Source organism: Bordetella genomosp. 7 (assembly GCF_002261415.1).
GTDB lineage: Bacteria > Pseudomonadota > Gammaproteobacteria > Burkholderiales > Burkholderiaceae_B > Bordetella_A.
On sequence record NZ_NEVI01000017.1, the window covers coordinates 405135 to 419270 of the forward strand.

A 14136-nucleotide genomic window follows, 5' to 3' on the forward strand; every position below is an offset into this window, starting at 1 on the left:
AGTGTTTTGCCATCTTTCGGCAGTCAGAAACCGGGCTTGGGCTGTGGTGGGTGTCTGACACCCTTCGGGAGTCAGACACCGGACTTGGGCTGTGGCGGGAGTCAGACACCGGGGCTGTGCTGGTGGGTGTTGCAGGTGTCTGACTCCCGAAGGGTGTCAGACACCTGCCCGATATGCTTCGAACCGCGGCCGACGCAGCGGCGCGGGGATGGGCCCACGTCAGGCGCCGGCAGGCCGCGGGGCGGGCGGCGTCAGGTCGGGCTCATCGCCCGGCGCTGCGTCGGCGGGATCCGGGCCCGGCCCGGCGTCCGCCGCATCCGAGTGATCGCCATCGCGGCCGTCCACGGCAAAGGGCGCCGGCGCCGGCGCCTGCACGACCCCGGGTTCGGGCGTCGCCATTTCCATGGTGACGTCCACATCCGGATCGACGCGCGGATCGAGCGCCGCGACGGCCGGCGAGCTTTGCAGGTTGTCGGGCAGCGGCACAAAGTGCACGGGCGCCTCGTCCACCTGGTGCACGCCGGTAACGCGCGCAGGGCGCACTTGCCACACCAGTATCAACGCACACACAGACACGAATACGTAATACATGCTGGGCCCCGCCCAGGACATCAGCAGGCCGGCCACCATGGGACCCAGGCATGCGCCCACGCCGTAGGTCATCAGCAGAATCGCGCTCAGGCCGACACGCCGCTCGGACTCGACGTGGTCGTTGGCGAAGGCGGCGCCCAGCGGATACAGGGTGAATTGCAGTACGCCGAATACGCACGACAGGACCACCAGCAGCCAGAACGGCAGCGACAGCCAGCCCCACATCGCCACGGGCAGCAACACCAGCAACAGCGCGTTGAAGCGGATCAGCCCGGCACGGTTGATGCGGTCGGACAGCCAACCCATGGGCCACTGCGACAGCAGCCCTGCCGTGACGCCGGCGGCGACGAATATGGCGGCCTGCGAGGTCGTCATGCCGAACTTGGCGGCATATACCGGGGCCAGGCCATAGAATGCGCCGGACAGATTGCCCGCCACGAACAGCACCGTCAGCGACAGCGGCACGCGCTGCACGAAAAATCGCAGGTCCAGCGGCGCGGGCAGCGGCGTGGGGGGGTGCGAACGCGCCGTCACTGCGATGGGCACCAGGCACAGCACCATGCACGCGGCCACCAGGGTCAAGGGGCCCTGGTCCAGGGTGGCGTATGCCGTCAATGCCAGCTGCCCCAGCACGGTGCCCAGCCCGGACACCACCATGTATACGGAAAACACCCGGCCGCGCTGGTGGTTTTCGGTTTGTTCGTTCAACCAGCTTTCGATGACCATCAGCTCGGTCACCATGACAATGCCCGCCACCAGGCGAAACACCAGCCACACCGGCATGTAGTCGACCAGCATCTGCGCCAGGATCATGCTGGTGGAAATGGCGGCGCACGCCACGAAGGCGCGGATATGGCCGACGCGGATGATCAGCTTGTGGCCCATGCGGGCCCCGCATACCAGCCCCAGGTAATAGCCGGCGATCAGTGCGCCGATCCATACCTCGCTGACCGATTCGGCGGTCAGCCGCAGCCCCATGTATGTATTGAACAGGCCGGTGCCGATAAGCATCAGCAGTGTCGCCAGGTACAGCGACGAAAAGGAAGATATGGTGGTCAACATGGGGAATGCAGAGGGGTGCCGCCCAGCGGCGGCGCCGCGAGGCGCTTAGTGCGCCGCGCGGCGAAGACACAACAATACGCTAGATCTGCGACAACATCGTGGCGGCGTCGCTGACTTCGAACTTGCCAGGGGCCTCGATGTTCAGCTGCTTGACCACGCCGTCTTGCAACAGGGCGGAGTAGCGCTGCGATCGCACGCCCATGCCGCGGGCGTCGAGGTCGAGCTCCAGGCCCAGCGCCCGCGTCCAGTGCGCCGATCCGTCGGCGAACATGCGCACCTTGCCGGCGGTGTTCTGCTCGCGGCCCCAGGCGCCCATCACGAAGGCATCATTGACGGCGACGCACCAGATTTCGTCGACGCCCTTGTCTTTGAGCGCCTGCGCGCTTTCGACGTAGCCCGGCAGGTGCTTGGCCGAACACGTGGGCGTAAACGCGCCCGGCACGGCAAACACGGCAATGGTCTTGCCTTTTACCAGGTCGGCTACCTGGAAATTGTTGGGACCAACCGAGCAGCCGCCCGCTTCGGTGTCGAAAAATTCGGTCAGTGTGCCGTCGGGCACGCGGTCGCCGACTTTGATGGTCATGTTTGTTCTCCGGATCAGGCCAACGCAAAAACAGGCGGAAGTCGCCCGCTAACCCGACATCATAGTGCCAGTCCGGCGCTTGAAGGGGAAAGGCCCCGGCCCCGCGTTGCGCCCTGGAAAAACCGCGCACACACGGATACGACTGGATACCGCGGCGGGTGCACGGCCGTAGCCCGGCCTTGCCATAATCGGGCGATGCGCACTGTACTGATTTTCGGACTGGCGCTGGCTGCCTGCCTGGCCGGCGGCCCCGGCGCCCGGGCTCAGGCCCAGAACGAATTCGACCAGCTGGTCGCCACGTCCGGCGCCACCAACGGCGCGGCACAGGCCTGCGGCGCCACGCCGCAGGCCCTGGCACGCCACAAAGAAGTCATGCTGGCCAATCTGCGGCGCTATGCGGCCGAGTTCGGCTACAGCGCGGGCCAGCTGGCCCCGGTATTCGAGCAGGGCCGAGACAAAGGCCGGCACATGATGCTGGACATGCGGCAGCGCGGCGTCGACGGCTGCACGGGCGTGATGTCAGGCTTTCGCCAGGAACAGGCCATGGGGTATGAAGCCATGAAACAGGCCATCGGCGAGATAACCGACGGTCTGCCGGAACCCGGGCGTTGACCGCCCGGGCGGCGGTCGCGCGGGCGCCGTCCGCGCTTACCGCAGCGCGAAATCGACCCGGGATGGCGCGGCTTCGCCCTCGCCCGCGGCGCCGTCCAGGCTGGACGCCACCACAAAAATGCGGTCGGCCGGGCCGGTTTCCTGCAGTTTCTCGTACACCGCCTGCGCCCGGGCGTCGGCCAGGCGCCGCAGGTCGTCTTCGCCGACGGGCGCGGCCTGGCGCAGCAGGGCTTCCATCTGGTCGGGCGGCACTGATTTGGAAAAGCCCAGGAAGTTGCGCGGCTTGTCTTCGATGTCGGTATCGTCGTAGGCCTCTTCAAGATACTTGGCGCGCTCCGGGCCGGAAACGGTGATGCCGGCGGGGTCGGGCTGCCGGCCCCGGCCTGCGGTGGCGGCGGCCTTGGCCTTGCGTATCTGCAGATCCACCCATGCCTGGCGCAGGCCTTCGATATCGGTTTGCGGGTCGGCGCGGCCGATGATGTCCAGCTTCAGGCCCGGCCGGTCGTTCAGAGCCTGGGCCAGGGTGGCGATGCGCTCGTCGGCGTCGGCGCCCGGTATGGCGCTGCCCGGCTCGAAGTTGATATACGACAGTTCCTCGCCCCCGCCGAACGCCGATGCAAGCAGCGAGAACGGCGAGCTCACGGCCTTGACCACCAGGTTGACCAGCACGCGCACGATGATGCCGCCCACGGAGAACTGCGGGTCGTCCAGCGAGCCGGAAATGGGCAGGTTGATATCGATATTGCCGCGGCTGTCCTTGAGCAGGGCTACGGCCAGCATCACCGGCAGCTTGGTGGCGTCCGGGCTGTCGGTCTTGTCGCCGAAGGTCAGCTGGTTGAGCACCACATGGTTCGACGCCTGCAGGCTGCGGCCTTTGAGCTTGTATTCCAGGTCCAGCGACAACTTGCCGCGCTTGATGGGATACCCCACGTATTTGGACGAATACGTGGTAAAGCGAGGCAGATCCACGCCCTTGGCCGAAGCCTTCAGGTCCAGCGACAGGTACTCGGCGAACGGCTGCACGGCGCCACTGATGGAAAGCGGCGCCGTGCCGTAGACGCGCCCGGTGACCTTCACCTTGGCCGGCTTGGGGTTGCGCGAAGACACGGCCGACAGGCCCCCTTCGATGCGCGACAGCTCGGCCGTGTAATTGGGCTTGACGAACCGGTCGGTGAAGTTCATGCGCCCGTTGGCCAGCGTAATGCTGTTGACCGTAATGTCGGGCAACTGGCCCGACGTATCGGGCTGACGCGCCGCACGGCCGCGCGTCTGCGTGTCTTGCGTAATGGAGCCGCCCGCCTGGCCCGGCTCTGCCACCAGGTCCATCACATTGAGCCGCCCTTCGGCGCTGAGCACCACGCGGCCATAGAAGTCGTCAAGCGTGATGTCGCCCAGGTTGGCCGCGTAGCGGTCGCCATTGACGGACACATGCATGTTGGCCAGCGCCAGGCGTTTCCATTTGAGAAAGTCGTCGCGGTTGACGCGGTCTGCCAGATCCAGCCCGCTGATGTCTATGGCGCCCTGCCAGCTGGCTTTCATGGGGTTGCCGCCCGCAGGCGCGGCGTATACCGCCTGCCCGCGCGCCCCCACGGCCACGCTGCGCACCGTGGCGTTCAGGCTGGACGCCACATAGGGCGCCAGTGACGCCACGTCCAGATTCTGCAGATCCACCTGGGCCTGTACGGCCAGGGGTTGCACGGCCAGCGTGCCCTGTACCTGCAATTGGCCCGCACCCTGCACGCCCGTGGCTGCCAGCGTAAACGGCGAGGCCTGCGCGTCCAGCGCCACGCGCTCGGCCGCCAGGTTCAGACTGGCAAGCGACAGATTCACCGCCGGCTTCACCGATTCGTCGCGCAGCGACAAATCGGCCAGTTCTGCCTGTACATTGGTGGCCGATACGGCGGTGGCCCCTTCCTGGCCGGCCACGCGAACCTGCGCCTGCAGACCCAGGCTGCCGTCCAGCAGCTGAATGGGCGCCTGGCTGCGCAGTGCCGCGGCAAACGGCGCCAGCGCCAGATGGCCGGCGCGGACATCCAGGTTCAACGCCAGCGGACTGAGATGCAAAGGCCCCTTGGCGCGGATCCAGGCGCCATCGGACGCGTTGTCCATCGTGAGCCACAGATTGATGGGTTGGTCGGGCGGCTGCGGGAACTGGACGTTCTCGACAGTAAGCGCCAAGCCAGCCAGCGTGTAGTCGAGCTGGGTGGGCGTATCGCGCAGGCGCAGTTCGGCGTCATTGATATTGATGGCGTCCACCGCTACCTGCCAGCCGTCCGGCGTGGCGGCCGCCACGGGCGCCGGGCTCGCAAGCGCCGCCGCCTGCGACATGTCGGGCGCGGCTGGCGCGGATGTCGATGCGGGGGCCGATGCGGTATCGCCGGCAGCCTCGGCGGGCTTCCCGGCAGGCGCCGTCCCGTCGGGGGGCTGGCCTGCTCCCAACGCCTGGATGCCTTCGATGACCTGCAGCCAGTTCACGCGCGCGCTGGCATCGCGACGTGTCTGCGCCACGGGCGACCACAATTCGACCTGGCCCACGGCAAGCTGTCGGGCCATGGGGTCCAGCGCGATGCGGCGCACATTCAGGGTGCTCCAATGGAGCAGGGCGTCGCCGGACGTTTCGCGCACGTCGAGCTGCCGCAGGCCCAGCTCGCCCATTACCTTGATCTTGGGCGCGGCGTCGCGTGGCTGCTCGAACACGATCTGCAGGTCGGAATCGAGCAGCGCGCGCTCGACCTTTACCGGCAATTGCACCGGCCACGCGTCGGCCAGTTTTTCAAGCTCCAGGCCGCTGAACTGCACATTCAGCGTAGACGCGGGCACCACATCGAACGGGCGCGCCACGCCGTACAGATCGAAAGGGCTGCCGTTGATGCGCAGATGCACGCGCGGCTGCACGTCGATATCGGTGGCATAGCCGAAAGTGGAAATGAAGGGCACGCCCAGCGTGATTTCGTCTACCTGATGCTGGCGCCCGGTAACCTGGTCATCCAGCGTAATTGCGCCGTTCTCGAGCACCAGGTTGTTCAGCGAGAAGCGCGCCATGGCGCCATCGTCGGGCTCATCGGGCCGGGGCCGCGCCGCCGCGTCCGCGGCCAGCTTCTGCTGGATATCCGAAAAGTTGAAGCTTGCGGCGTCGTTGCGCACCAGGGCCAGCCGCGGCCCCTGGACCCGCACCGAATCGACCACGGGCGCGAACCAGAACAGCGACATCCAGGACGCGCTGACTTCCAGTTGTTCGACATCAAGCAACGGGCTGGCCGCGCCGGGCTGTTCGATGGCAAGATCACGGGCCCGCACGGTAAGCGTAAACGGGTTGAAACTGATGTGGCCAACCTGTACAGGCCGGCCCAGCAGGCCCGCCACGTCGGCGGTCAGGGCGTTGCGCAACACCTTGGGCACTTGCCAGGCGGCCAGCCCCATCAGCACGAGCACCACGGCCACAGTGGCCAGAACGATTTTTCCGAAACGCCGCGTAAAAATCCACGTGGGCATTCTGAAGGCCATGCGTAAGCTCCTGGTACGGGCAAGGGGATTATCGCGCCTGCGACACAGCTCGTCTATCATAGGGTGCGAGCCCCCGCAGTCGCGGCCGGAGCCGCCACGTACTTTCAATACTTAACATTTGCTGCCCCCATGTCTTCGTCTACTCCCGCCCTCAGTCACCTGGATGAATCCGGCCAGATCCGCATGGTCGACGTCGGCGACAAAGCCGCCAGCGACCGCGTGGCCATCGCGCGCGGCGCCGTGCGCATGAACGCGCAGGCCTACGCGCTGCTTACGGCGCCCGGCCAGGGCAAGGGCGAAGTGCTGAACACCGCCCGGGTGGCCGCGGTGCTGGCCGCCAAGCGCTGCGCCGAACTGATTCCGCTGTGTCACAGCCTGCCGCTGTCTTTCGCCGGGGTCGACTTTGCGCTCGACGACGACACGCATACCGTAGAAGTGCGCGCGACGTGCCGCACACACTACACCACCGGCGTCGAAATGGAAGCCATGACAGCGGCCAGCGTGGCCGCGCTCACCATCTACGACATGTGCAAGGCTGCCGACAAGGGCATCGTCATTGAACAGATACGCCTTGAATACAAGGCAGGAGGTAAAAGCGGTGAATGGCGCCACAATTAATCTTTTGTACTTTGCGCGGATCGCCGAACTGGTAGGCACGCGCAATGAAGTCTGGCCCCTGGCCGAGCCTTCCACCGGCGCCGAGCTGCTCGAGGCGCTGCAGGCACGATACCCGCAGCTCGCCCCGGCCGCGCGCCTGAAGCTGGCCATCAACCAGACACATGCCAAGCCGTCGTCGCCGATCCGGCCGGGCGACGAAGTGGCGGTTTTCGAGCCGGTCACCGGAGGCTGAACGCCATGATCATCGTTCAGGAAGCCGACTTCGACGGCGCGGCCCTGCTTGCGCAGTTGCGCGAACAGGTAGGCGCCGAAGCTGGCGCCATCGTCACTTTCACCGGATACGTGCGCGATTTCGCGCCGGGGCAGGCCACCGAAACGCTCTTTCTCGAACATTACCCCGGCATGTGCGAACGCGAACTGCAGGGCATCGCAGACACCGCGCAGCAGCGCTGGAAGCTGGCCGGCACCGTCATCGCCCACCGCGTGGGCGCGCTGCCGCGCAGCGCGCAGATCGTGTTCGTGGCGGCGGCCAGCGCGCATCGGGGCGACGCGTTCCGCGGCTGTGAATACATGATCGACGCGTTGAAAACGCGCGCCCCATTCTGGAAGCGCGAAACGCTGTCGGGCGGCCGCAGCTTCTGGGTAGAGCAACGCGACGCCGACCATGATCGCACCCGCGCCTGGGAAACCGGCGGCACGCCTGCGGACTCGCCATGAACTCCCCCGCCGAGAAAGTCTCGCTTGCCTGCGCCGTACTCACCGTCAGCAACACGCGCACAGCCGGAGACGACACGTCCGGCAACCTGCTGGCGGAAAGCCTGGCGCAGGCCGGCCACGAATGCGTGCGGCGCGACATCGTCAAGAGCAATCGGTACGAGATCCGCCGCGTCCTCAGCGACTGGATCGCCGACCCCGACGTACAGGTCATCATCACGTCAGGCGGCACGGGCTTCGCGCACGACCACGGCGTACCGGAAGCCGTGCGGCCGCTGTTCGACCGCGAGATCAGCGGTTTCGAGGCCCTGTTCCGCCAGGTGTCGTACGCCGAGATCGGCAGTTCGGCGATCCAGTCGGGTGCGCTGGCGGGCATGGCCAACCAGACGCTGATTTTCTGCCTGCCCGGCTCGAACAATGCCTGCCAGGCGGCCTGGACGCACATCCTGCGCGAGCAGCTCGACAGCACCCATCAGCCCTGCAATTTCGCGACCCTGTTTCGCAAGCCCCTATCAGCATGAAAGACGACCTGCTTGATTTCGACCGCGCCCAGACCTTGCTGGCGCAAGCCGCCAAGCCGCTCACCCGCCTGCAACTGGTTGCGCTGGCCGACGCCGTGGGCCGCGTGCTGGCCGTTGACATGTCGGCCACGCTGGACCTGCCGCCCGCCGACAACAGCGCCATGGACGGCTACGCCATCCGCCACGCCGATTACCGGCCCGACGTGGTCCTGCCGGTGCAGCAGCGCTGCTATGCGGGCGACATGCCGCAGCCCTCGCTGCCGGGCCAGGCCACGCGCCTGTTCACGGGCAGCCTCATCCCCGAAGGCGCCGACACGGTGGTGATCCAGGAAAACACCCGCGAAGCCGACGGGCAGGTGCAGATCCTGCAAGAGCCCGCGGCAGGCCAGTTCGTGCGCAAGCGCGGCATGGACACCACGGCCGGCAAACCCCTGCTGGCGCGCGGCACGTTGCTCGAGGCTGCGCACATTGCGCTGCTTGCGTCGCAGGGGCTGACCCATGTGCAGGTATACGACCGCCTGCGCATCGGCATCCTGACGACCGGCGACGAGCTCGTGCCGCCGGGCGCCGAGCGCGCCGCCCAGCAGATCTACAACTGCAACGGGCCCATGCTGGCCGCGCTGGTGCAAAAAACCGGCGCGCATGCGGTGCATGTGCTGCATGCGCGCGATAACGAGCCCGACCTGCGCGCCGCCATCGGCACCATCCTGGCCGACTGCGACCTGCTGCTGAGCATAGGCGGGGTATCGGTAGGCGAGAAAGACCTGGTCAAGCCCGTGCTGGAATCGCTGGGCGGCAAACTGGCCTTGTGGAAAGTGCGCATGAAGCCCGGCAAGCCCGTGGCGCTGGCGCACATCGACGGCAAGCCGGTGGTCTGCCTGCCGGGCAACCCGGTATCGGTGTATGCCGTGTACGCCATGCTGGTGTCGCCGCTGGTGCGCCGCATGCAGGGGCGCGCCCAAGTGTTCCCGCCCGTGGGCGCCGCGCCGCTGCGCACCGATCAGCCGCGCCAGGACAGTCGCGAGGAATTCCTGCGCGTGCAATGGCGCCAGGAACCGGGGCAGGCGGCGGAACTGGTCCCCTACCCCAACCAGGATTCGTCGGTGATCAGTTCCATGCCCTGGGCCACCGGCCTGGCCCGCCTGCCCGCCGGCATGCCCGTGCACGACGGCGACGTCGTGCCGTACTACGACGTCGCGCACTGGCTGAGTTGATGCATCGCGCAGGTCACAGACACCGCACCGTGTTTTGACGGCTGGCGCGTGCGTGGGTGGCGGTGTCTGACTCCGGAGGTGTCAGACACCCTTCGGGAGTCAGACACCGCACCGTGTTTTGACGGCTGGCGGGTGCGTGGGTGGTGGCGGTGTCTGACTCCGAAGGTGTCAGACACCTGCACACTCGGCTATCCGCCGATGTAGCTCATTTCGACTTTGCGTTCGCCCAGGGTGGGCATGGGGGTGCCGCGGCCGCGGAGTTCGGAGTAGTGGTCGTCGCGCCGGGCCCAGACGCCGGCGATGGCGCGTGCAATGTGCTCGTCGTCTGCGCCGCTGCGCAGCAGGTCGCGCAGATCGTGGCCTTGCGTCGCGAACAGGCACAGGAACACTTTGCCTTCCGGCGACAGGCGCGCGCGCGTACAGCCGCCGCAGAAGGCCTGTGTGACACTGGAGATCACGCCGATTTCGCCGCCGCCATCGGCATACCCCCAACGTTCGGCCACGCGGCCCATGGGGTCGGTTTCGAGCGGCCGCAACGGATGCGCCCGCCCGATAATCTGCAGCACTTCGCTGCTGGGCACCACTTCCTTGAGGTTCCAGCCGTTGGTCGTGCCCACGTCCATATATTCGATGTAGCGCAGCACGTGGCCAGTATGGCGAAAGCGTTGCGCCATCGGCAGGATCTGGTCGTCGTTCAGCCCGCGCCGCACCACCATATTGACCTTGACCGGCGCAAGCCCGGCTTCGGCGGCCGCATCAATGCCGCGCAACACATCGTCGGGGGTGAACGCACTGTCGCTCATGCGCGCGAACATCGCCGCATCGAGCGCATCCAGGCTGACCGTGACACGACTCAGGCCGGCCTGCTTCAGCGCGCGCGCCTTGCGCGTGAGCAGCGTGCCGTTGGTGGTGAGTGTCAATTCGAGCGGAAGCCCGGCCGGGGTGCGCACTTCGGCCAGCATGGCGATCAGCGCCTCGATATTCTTGCGCAGCAAGGGCTCGCCGCCGGTGAGGCGGATTTTTTCGACGCCCAGTTGCGCGAACAACCGCGCCAGGCGTGTGATTTCTTCGAACGACAGCAAGGCCGACTGCGGCATGAACGCATAGTTGCCGTCGAAGACTTCGCGCGGCATGCAATACGTACAGCGGAAATTGCAGCGATCGGTGACCGAGATGCGCAGGTCGCGCATGGGCCGCGCGCGCGTGTCGCGAGCAGGCTGGCCCGCTGCCGGCAACGGTGCCTGCGGCAAGAGGCCCGCGCCTTGCGCGGACCGGTCAGCCAGGTAGATCACTTTGCTCATTCGCACATCATAGCGTGCCCTGCCCGGCCCGTGCTCCGTACAGGGACGGGAAGGCCGCGGCCATGGTCTGCAGCTTGCCGGTGTCGGTCGCGTCGTAGCCCGCCAACTGGCGGATATAAGAAAGGTACTCGTCTCCCCGCATGATGCCAAGCAGATCCTGCATGGCGGGCGTATCCAGGGCGTTGCGCCGGATGGCGAAAAAGTAGCGTTCGCGCACCAGCGGGATGAAGTCCAGTCCGAAACGCCAGGCCGCGGTTTCCACGCCGACGCCGGTATCGGCCATGCCGCTGGCGATGTGCGCCGCGATGGCCATGTGGGTGAATTCATTGGTGTCGTAGCCGCTGACATCGCCAATGGCCACGCCGGCCTGCGCCAGCATGACTTCAACCAGGAATCGCGTGCTGGAACCGATCTGCCGGTTCACGAAACGCACGTCGGCCCGCGCCAGGTCGGCCATGCAGCGGATGCGCTTGGGATTGCCCTGCTCGACGAACAAGCCCGTGTTGCGCACGGCCAGGTGGATCAGCAGATAGTCATCGGGCATCAGCCACGACGCATAGCGCGCCATGATGGGCGCCTCGAAATCGCCCGTGGGAACCTGGAAGCCGGCCAGGTCGCACTCGCCGCGCTCAAGCGAGGCCAGCGCCTCGATGGCGGTGCGGTAGCGCAGTTCCAGGCCCGGCTGGCGGCCGCTCATGTGCTGCATCAGCGCTTCTACCGCGAAGCCGTGGCTGGCATGCAGGCGCAAGTGGGACGCCGGTTCCGGCAGCAGTTTTTCGAGCTCTTCCTGAAGTTCGGAAGCCAGGCTTTCCAGGGTGGGCATCAGACGCGCCTGAATGCGGCGATTGGCCCACAACAGGCGCTGCGCAAAGGGCGACAGCACGGTGCCCTGCCGCCGCCGTGTGATCAGCAGCTGCGTACCGAACAGGGTTTCGAAGCGCCGCAGTATGCCCCATGCATGGCGATACGACAGCCCGCAGGCGCGGCACGCGCCGGCGATGTTCCCCGTGGCGTCGATCGCCGACAGCAGGGCCAGCATGTCCGGCAATGGGTGGGCCGGATGACCCGGATCACCCTCGAGCACCCATTCGGGGCGCAGTCCGACACGAAACTTATATGTCATTTATTTCTTATTGAAGACCGTACTTTTGGCGATTAGAGTACGCCCATCCGGCGATGGCAAGCGATTTATATGTTTTTATTAGCATATTAGTCCGTGTCATGCGCGAAACAAGAACCATGGCGGCCTGCCCAAGGCCGCTGTACGGAGATAGCCATGTCCACGCCAATGGCGCCACCCGACCCTGCCAAGTCCGGCCCCGCGCCGGGCCGCGCAGCCGCCATTCCCATCGCGAAGGAATCGCCCGCCGCGACCGCCGCGGCTCGCATCGCCGAGCGCCTGCGCCACCAGCCCGGCGCGCTCCTGCCCATCCTGCACGCCGTGCAGGAAGAACTGGGCTGTATCCCGGCCGACAGTGTTGCGCCCATTGCCCGGGCGCTGAACCTGTCGCGCGCCGAGGTGCACGGCGTGCTGACCTTCTACCCCCACTTCCGCACGCAGCCGGCGGGCCGCCATGTGCTGGAAGTGTGCCGGGCCGAATCCTGTCAGGCCATGGGGGCCGAGCAGCTGGCCGAGCATGCCCGCCGGACGCTGGGCTGCGATTTCCACGGCACCACGGCCGACGGCGCCGTGTCGCTCGAACCCGTATATTGCCTGGGGCTGTGCGCCCAATCTCCGGCCATCATGCTGGACGGACAGCCGCATGCGCGAGTGACGGCGGACAAACTCGGCCGCTTGCTGGACCGTGCCGCACAAGACAGCGGAGCCCGGCCATGAGTACGCCCGTCACCGTGTATCTGCCTCGCGACGCCGCGGCATTGGCGATGGAAGCCGATGCCGTGGCCCTGGCCATAGCGCAAGAGGCGGCGCGCCGCGGCCTGGCCGTGAACCTGGTGCGCAATGGGTCGCGCGGCCTGCTTTGGCTTGAACCCCTGGCCGAAGTCGCCACACCCGCCGGACGCATCGCGTATGGCCCCGTTCAGCCGGAGGACGTGCCGGGGCTGTTCGACGCAGGCTGGCTGCAAGGCGGCGCGCACCCGTTGTGCCATGGCCCCACGCAGGAAATCGGCTACCTGAAGAACCAGCAGCGCCTGACCTTTGCGCGGGCCGGCATTACCGACCCCTTGTCACTGCAGGACTACGCCGCGCACGAAGGCCTGCAGGGAGTGCGGCGCGCACTGAGCCTGTCGCCGCAGCAGATCGTCGACGAAATCACCGAATCCGGTCTGCGCGGGCGCGGCGGGGCGGCCTTTCCCGCCGGCATCAAGTGGAAGACCGTGCTGGGCACGCCTTCCGACCAGAAGTACATCGTCTGCAATGCAGATGAAGGCGATTCGGGCACATTTTCGGACCGCCTGATCATGGAAGGCGATCCGTACGTGCTCATCGAAGGCATGATCATCGCCGGGCTCGCCGTCGGCGCCACCTACGGGTACATCTATGTGCGGTCCGAATACCCGCATGCCATCGCGACGCTGAACGCCGCCATCGAGCGCGCCCGCGCGGCGGGCTGGCTGGGCAGCGATATTCAGGGCAGCGGCCGCGGGTTCGACCTGGAAGTGCGCAAAGGCGCCGGCGCCTATATCTGCGGCGAAGAAACGTCGCTGCTCGAAAGCCTGGAAGGCAAGCGCGGCGTGGTGCGCGCCAAGCCGCCGCTGCCCGCCATCGCGGGCCTGTTCGGCAAGCCCACGGTCATCAACAACGTCATATCGCTGGCTACGGTACCCATCATCCTGGCGCGCGGCGCGGCGTTCTATCGCGACTACGGCATGGGCCGTTCGCAGGGCACGCTGCCGTTCCAGCTGGCGGGCAATATCAAGCGCGGCGGGCTGGTCGAAGTGGCCTTCGGCATCACCTTGCGCGAACTGCTCTACGACTACGGCGGGGGCAGCGCGTCGGGCCGGCCGCTGCGCGCGGTGCAGGTGGGCGGGCCGCTGGGCGCATACCTGCCCGAATCGCAATGGGACGCGCCGCTGGATTACGAAGCCTATGCCGCCATCTCGGCCATGGTCGGCCATGGCGGCATTGTGGCGTTCGACGACACGGTGGACATGGCCCGCATGGCGCGCTATGCCATGGAGTTCTGCGCAGTGGAGTCCTGTGGCAAGTGCACGCCATGCCGCATCGGCGCGGTGCGCGGCGTCGAAACGCTGGACAGGATCGCGGCGCGCGGCGCCGGCCACGAGCAGCAGGTGCACCTGCTGCGCGACCTGTGCGACACCATGCTGGGCGGATCGCTTTGCGCGCTGGGGGGCATGACGCCCTACCCGGTGCTGTCCGCGTTGAACCACTTTCCTGAAGACTTCGGGCTGGCCGCCACCGCGGCCGCGCACCCGGCCTGACCATAGCGAGACCG

Annotated in this window: 13 protein-coding genes; 8 read left to right on the plus strand and 5 right to left on the minus strand. The window is 66.9% G+C overall.

The window, feature by feature from the left end; genetic code table 11:
* Nucleotides 1–219 precede the first annotated feature (219 nt).
* Nucleotides 220–1653, minus strand: coding sequence for an MFS transporter (locus CAL18_RS13635; RefSeq protein WP_094818056.1), 1434 nt, complete (start codon nt 1651–1653; stop codon nt 220–222).
* A 79-nt stretch (nt 1654–1732) separates the two neighbouring features.
* The gene (locus CAL18_RS13640; protein WP_094818057.1) at nt 1733–2236 is read right to left on the minus strand and encodes a peroxiredoxin; all 504 of its coding nucleotides are present in this window, start codon (nt 2234–2236) and stop codon (nt 1733–1735) included.
* 195 nt (nt 2237–2431) lie between these two features.
* Between CAL18_RS13640 and CAL18_RS13645 the strand changes: the two genes are divergently transcribed.
* Nucleotides 2432–2848: a hypothetical protein gene (locus CAL18_RS13645; RefSeq protein WP_094818058.1), complete on the plus strand. Its 417-nt coding sequence runs from the start codon at nt 2432–2434 to the stop codon at nt 2846–2848.
* Between the two features lie 36 nt (nt 2849–2884).
* Here the strand turns inward: CAL18_RS13645 and CAL18_RS13650 are convergent, their stop codons facing one another.
* Entirely contained in the window at nt 2885–6352 is a 3468-nt protein-coding gene (locus CAL18_RS13650) for a DUF748 domain-containing protein (RefSeq protein WP_094818059.1), read from the minus strand.
* A 129-nt stretch (nt 6353–6481) separates the two neighbouring features.
* Between CAL18_RS13650 and moaC the strand changes: the two genes are divergently transcribed.
* Genes moaC through CAL18_RS13675 form a run of 5 tightly spaced genes read left to right on the plus strand, consistent with a single transcriptional unit; the run spans nt 6482 to nt 9419 of the window.
* Entirely contained in the window at nt 6482–6970 is a 489-nt protein-coding gene (gene moaC / locus CAL18_RS13655) for a cyclic pyranopterin monophosphate synthase MoaC (RefSeq protein WP_026639734.1), read from the plus strand.
* Nucleotides 6951–7202: a MoaD/ThiS family protein gene (locus CAL18_RS13660; RefSeq protein ID WP_026639735.1), complete on the plus strand. Its 252-nt coding sequence runs from the start codon at nt 6951–6953 to the stop codon at nt 7200–7202. Before moaC ends, CAL18_RS13660 begins: the two co-directional genes overlap by 20 nt.
* Nucleotides 7199–7687, plus strand: coding sequence for a molybdenum cofactor biosynthesis protein MoaE (locus CAL18_RS13665; RefSeq protein WP_026639736.1), 489 nt, complete (start codon nt 7199–7201; stop codon nt 7685–7687). Before CAL18_RS13660 ends, CAL18_RS13665 begins: the two co-directional genes overlap by 4 nt.
* Nucleotides 7684–8205 carry a molybdenum cofactor biosynthesis protein B gene (gene moaB, locus CAL18_RS13670; protein WP_026639737.1) on the plus strand — a complete coding sequence of 174 codons (522 nt, stop codon included), beginning with the start codon at nt 7684–7686 and terminating at the stop codon, nt 8203–8205. The genes CAL18_RS13665 and moaB overlap by 4 nt, the downstream gene beginning before the upstream one ends.
* A gap of 8 nt (nt 8206–8213) precedes the next feature.
* Nucleotides 8214–9419 (plus strand): molybdopterin molybdotransferase MoeA, encoded by a 1206-nt coding sequence (locus CAL18_RS13675; protein WP_094818134.1) that lies wholly within the window; start codon nt 8214–8216, stop codon nt 9417–9419.
* Nucleotides 9420–9607: 188 nt separating this feature from the next.
* Here the strand turns inward: CAL18_RS13675 and moaA are convergent, their stop codons facing one another.
* Together moaA and CAL18_RS13685 are read right to left on the minus strand one after the other, a co-directional pair.
* A complete protein-coding gene (moaA, locus tag CAL18_RS13680; protein ID WP_026638607.1) occupies nt 9608–10720 on the minus strand; it encodes a GTP 3',8-cyclase MoaA in 1113 nt (370 codons plus the stop codon).
* Nucleotides 10721–10727: 7 nt separating this feature from the next.
* Nucleotides 10728–11843, minus strand: a complete 1116-nt coding sequence (locus CAL18_RS13685) for a substrate-binding domain-containing protein (RefSeq protein ID WP_094818060.1) — start codon at nt 11841–11843, stop codon at nt 10728–10730.
* Between the two features lie 153 nt (nt 11844–11996).
* Here CAL18_RS13685 and CAL18_RS13690 point away from each other — a divergent pair, with 153 nt between their 5' ends.
* Together CAL18_RS13690 and CAL18_RS13695 are read left to right on the plus strand one after the other, a co-directional pair.
* Nucleotides 11997–12557, plus strand: a complete 561-nt coding sequence (locus CAL18_RS13690) for a formate dehydrogenase subunit gamma (protein ID WP_094818061.1) — start codon at nt 11997–11999, stop codon at nt 12555–12557.
* Nucleotides 12554–14122, plus strand: coding sequence for a formate dehydrogenase beta subunit (locus CAL18_RS13695; RefSeq protein ID WP_094797085.1), 1569 nt, complete (start codon nt 12554–12556; stop codon nt 14120–14122). The genes CAL18_RS13690 and CAL18_RS13695 overlap by 4 nt, the downstream gene beginning before the upstream one ends.
* Nucleotides 14123–14136: the final 14 nt, after the last annotated feature.

Excerpts from the sequence above, each read along its gene's own strand:
- CAL18_RS13635 (WP_094818056.1), bottom strand. The coding sequence starts at position 1,653 with ATGTTGACCACCATATCTTCCTTTTCGTCGCTGTACCTGGCGACACTG.
- CAL18_RS13640 (WP_094818057.1), bottom strand. The coding sequence starts at position 2,236 with ATGACCATCAAAGTCGGCGACCGCGTGCCCGACGGCACACTGACCGAA.
- CAL18_RS13645 (WP_094818058.1), top strand. The coding sequence starts at position 2,432 with ATGCGCACTGTACTGATTTTCGGACTGGCGCTGGCTGCCTGCCTGGCC.
- CAL18_RS13650 (WP_094818059.1), bottom strand. The coding sequence starts at position 6,352 with ATGGCCTTCAGAATGCCCACGTGGATTTTTACGCGGCGTTTCGGAAAA.
- moaC (WP_026639734.1), top strand. The coding sequence starts at position 6,482 with ATGTCTTCGTCTACTCCCGCCCTCAGTCACCTGGATGAATCCGGCCAG.
- moaB (WP_026639737.1), top strand. The coding sequence starts at position 7,684 with ATGAACTCCCCCGCCGAGAAAGTCTCGCTTGCCTGCGCCGTACTCACC.
- moaA (WP_026638607.1), bottom strand. The coding sequence starts at position 10,720 with ATGAGCAAAGTGATCTACCTGGCTGACCGGTCCGCGCAAGGCGCGGGC.
- CAL18_RS13685 (WP_094818060.1), bottom strand. The coding sequence starts at position 11,843 with ATGACATATAAGTTTCGTGTCGGACTGCGCCCCGAATGGGTGCTCGAG.
- CAL18_RS13690 (WP_094818061.1), top strand. The coding sequence starts at position 11,997 with ATGTCCACGCCAATGGCGCCACCCGACCCTGCCAAGTCCGGCCCCGCG.
- CAL18_RS13695 (WP_094797085.1), top strand. The coding sequence starts at position 12,554 with ATGAGTACGCCCGTCACCGTGTATCTGCCTCGCGACGCCGCGGCATTG.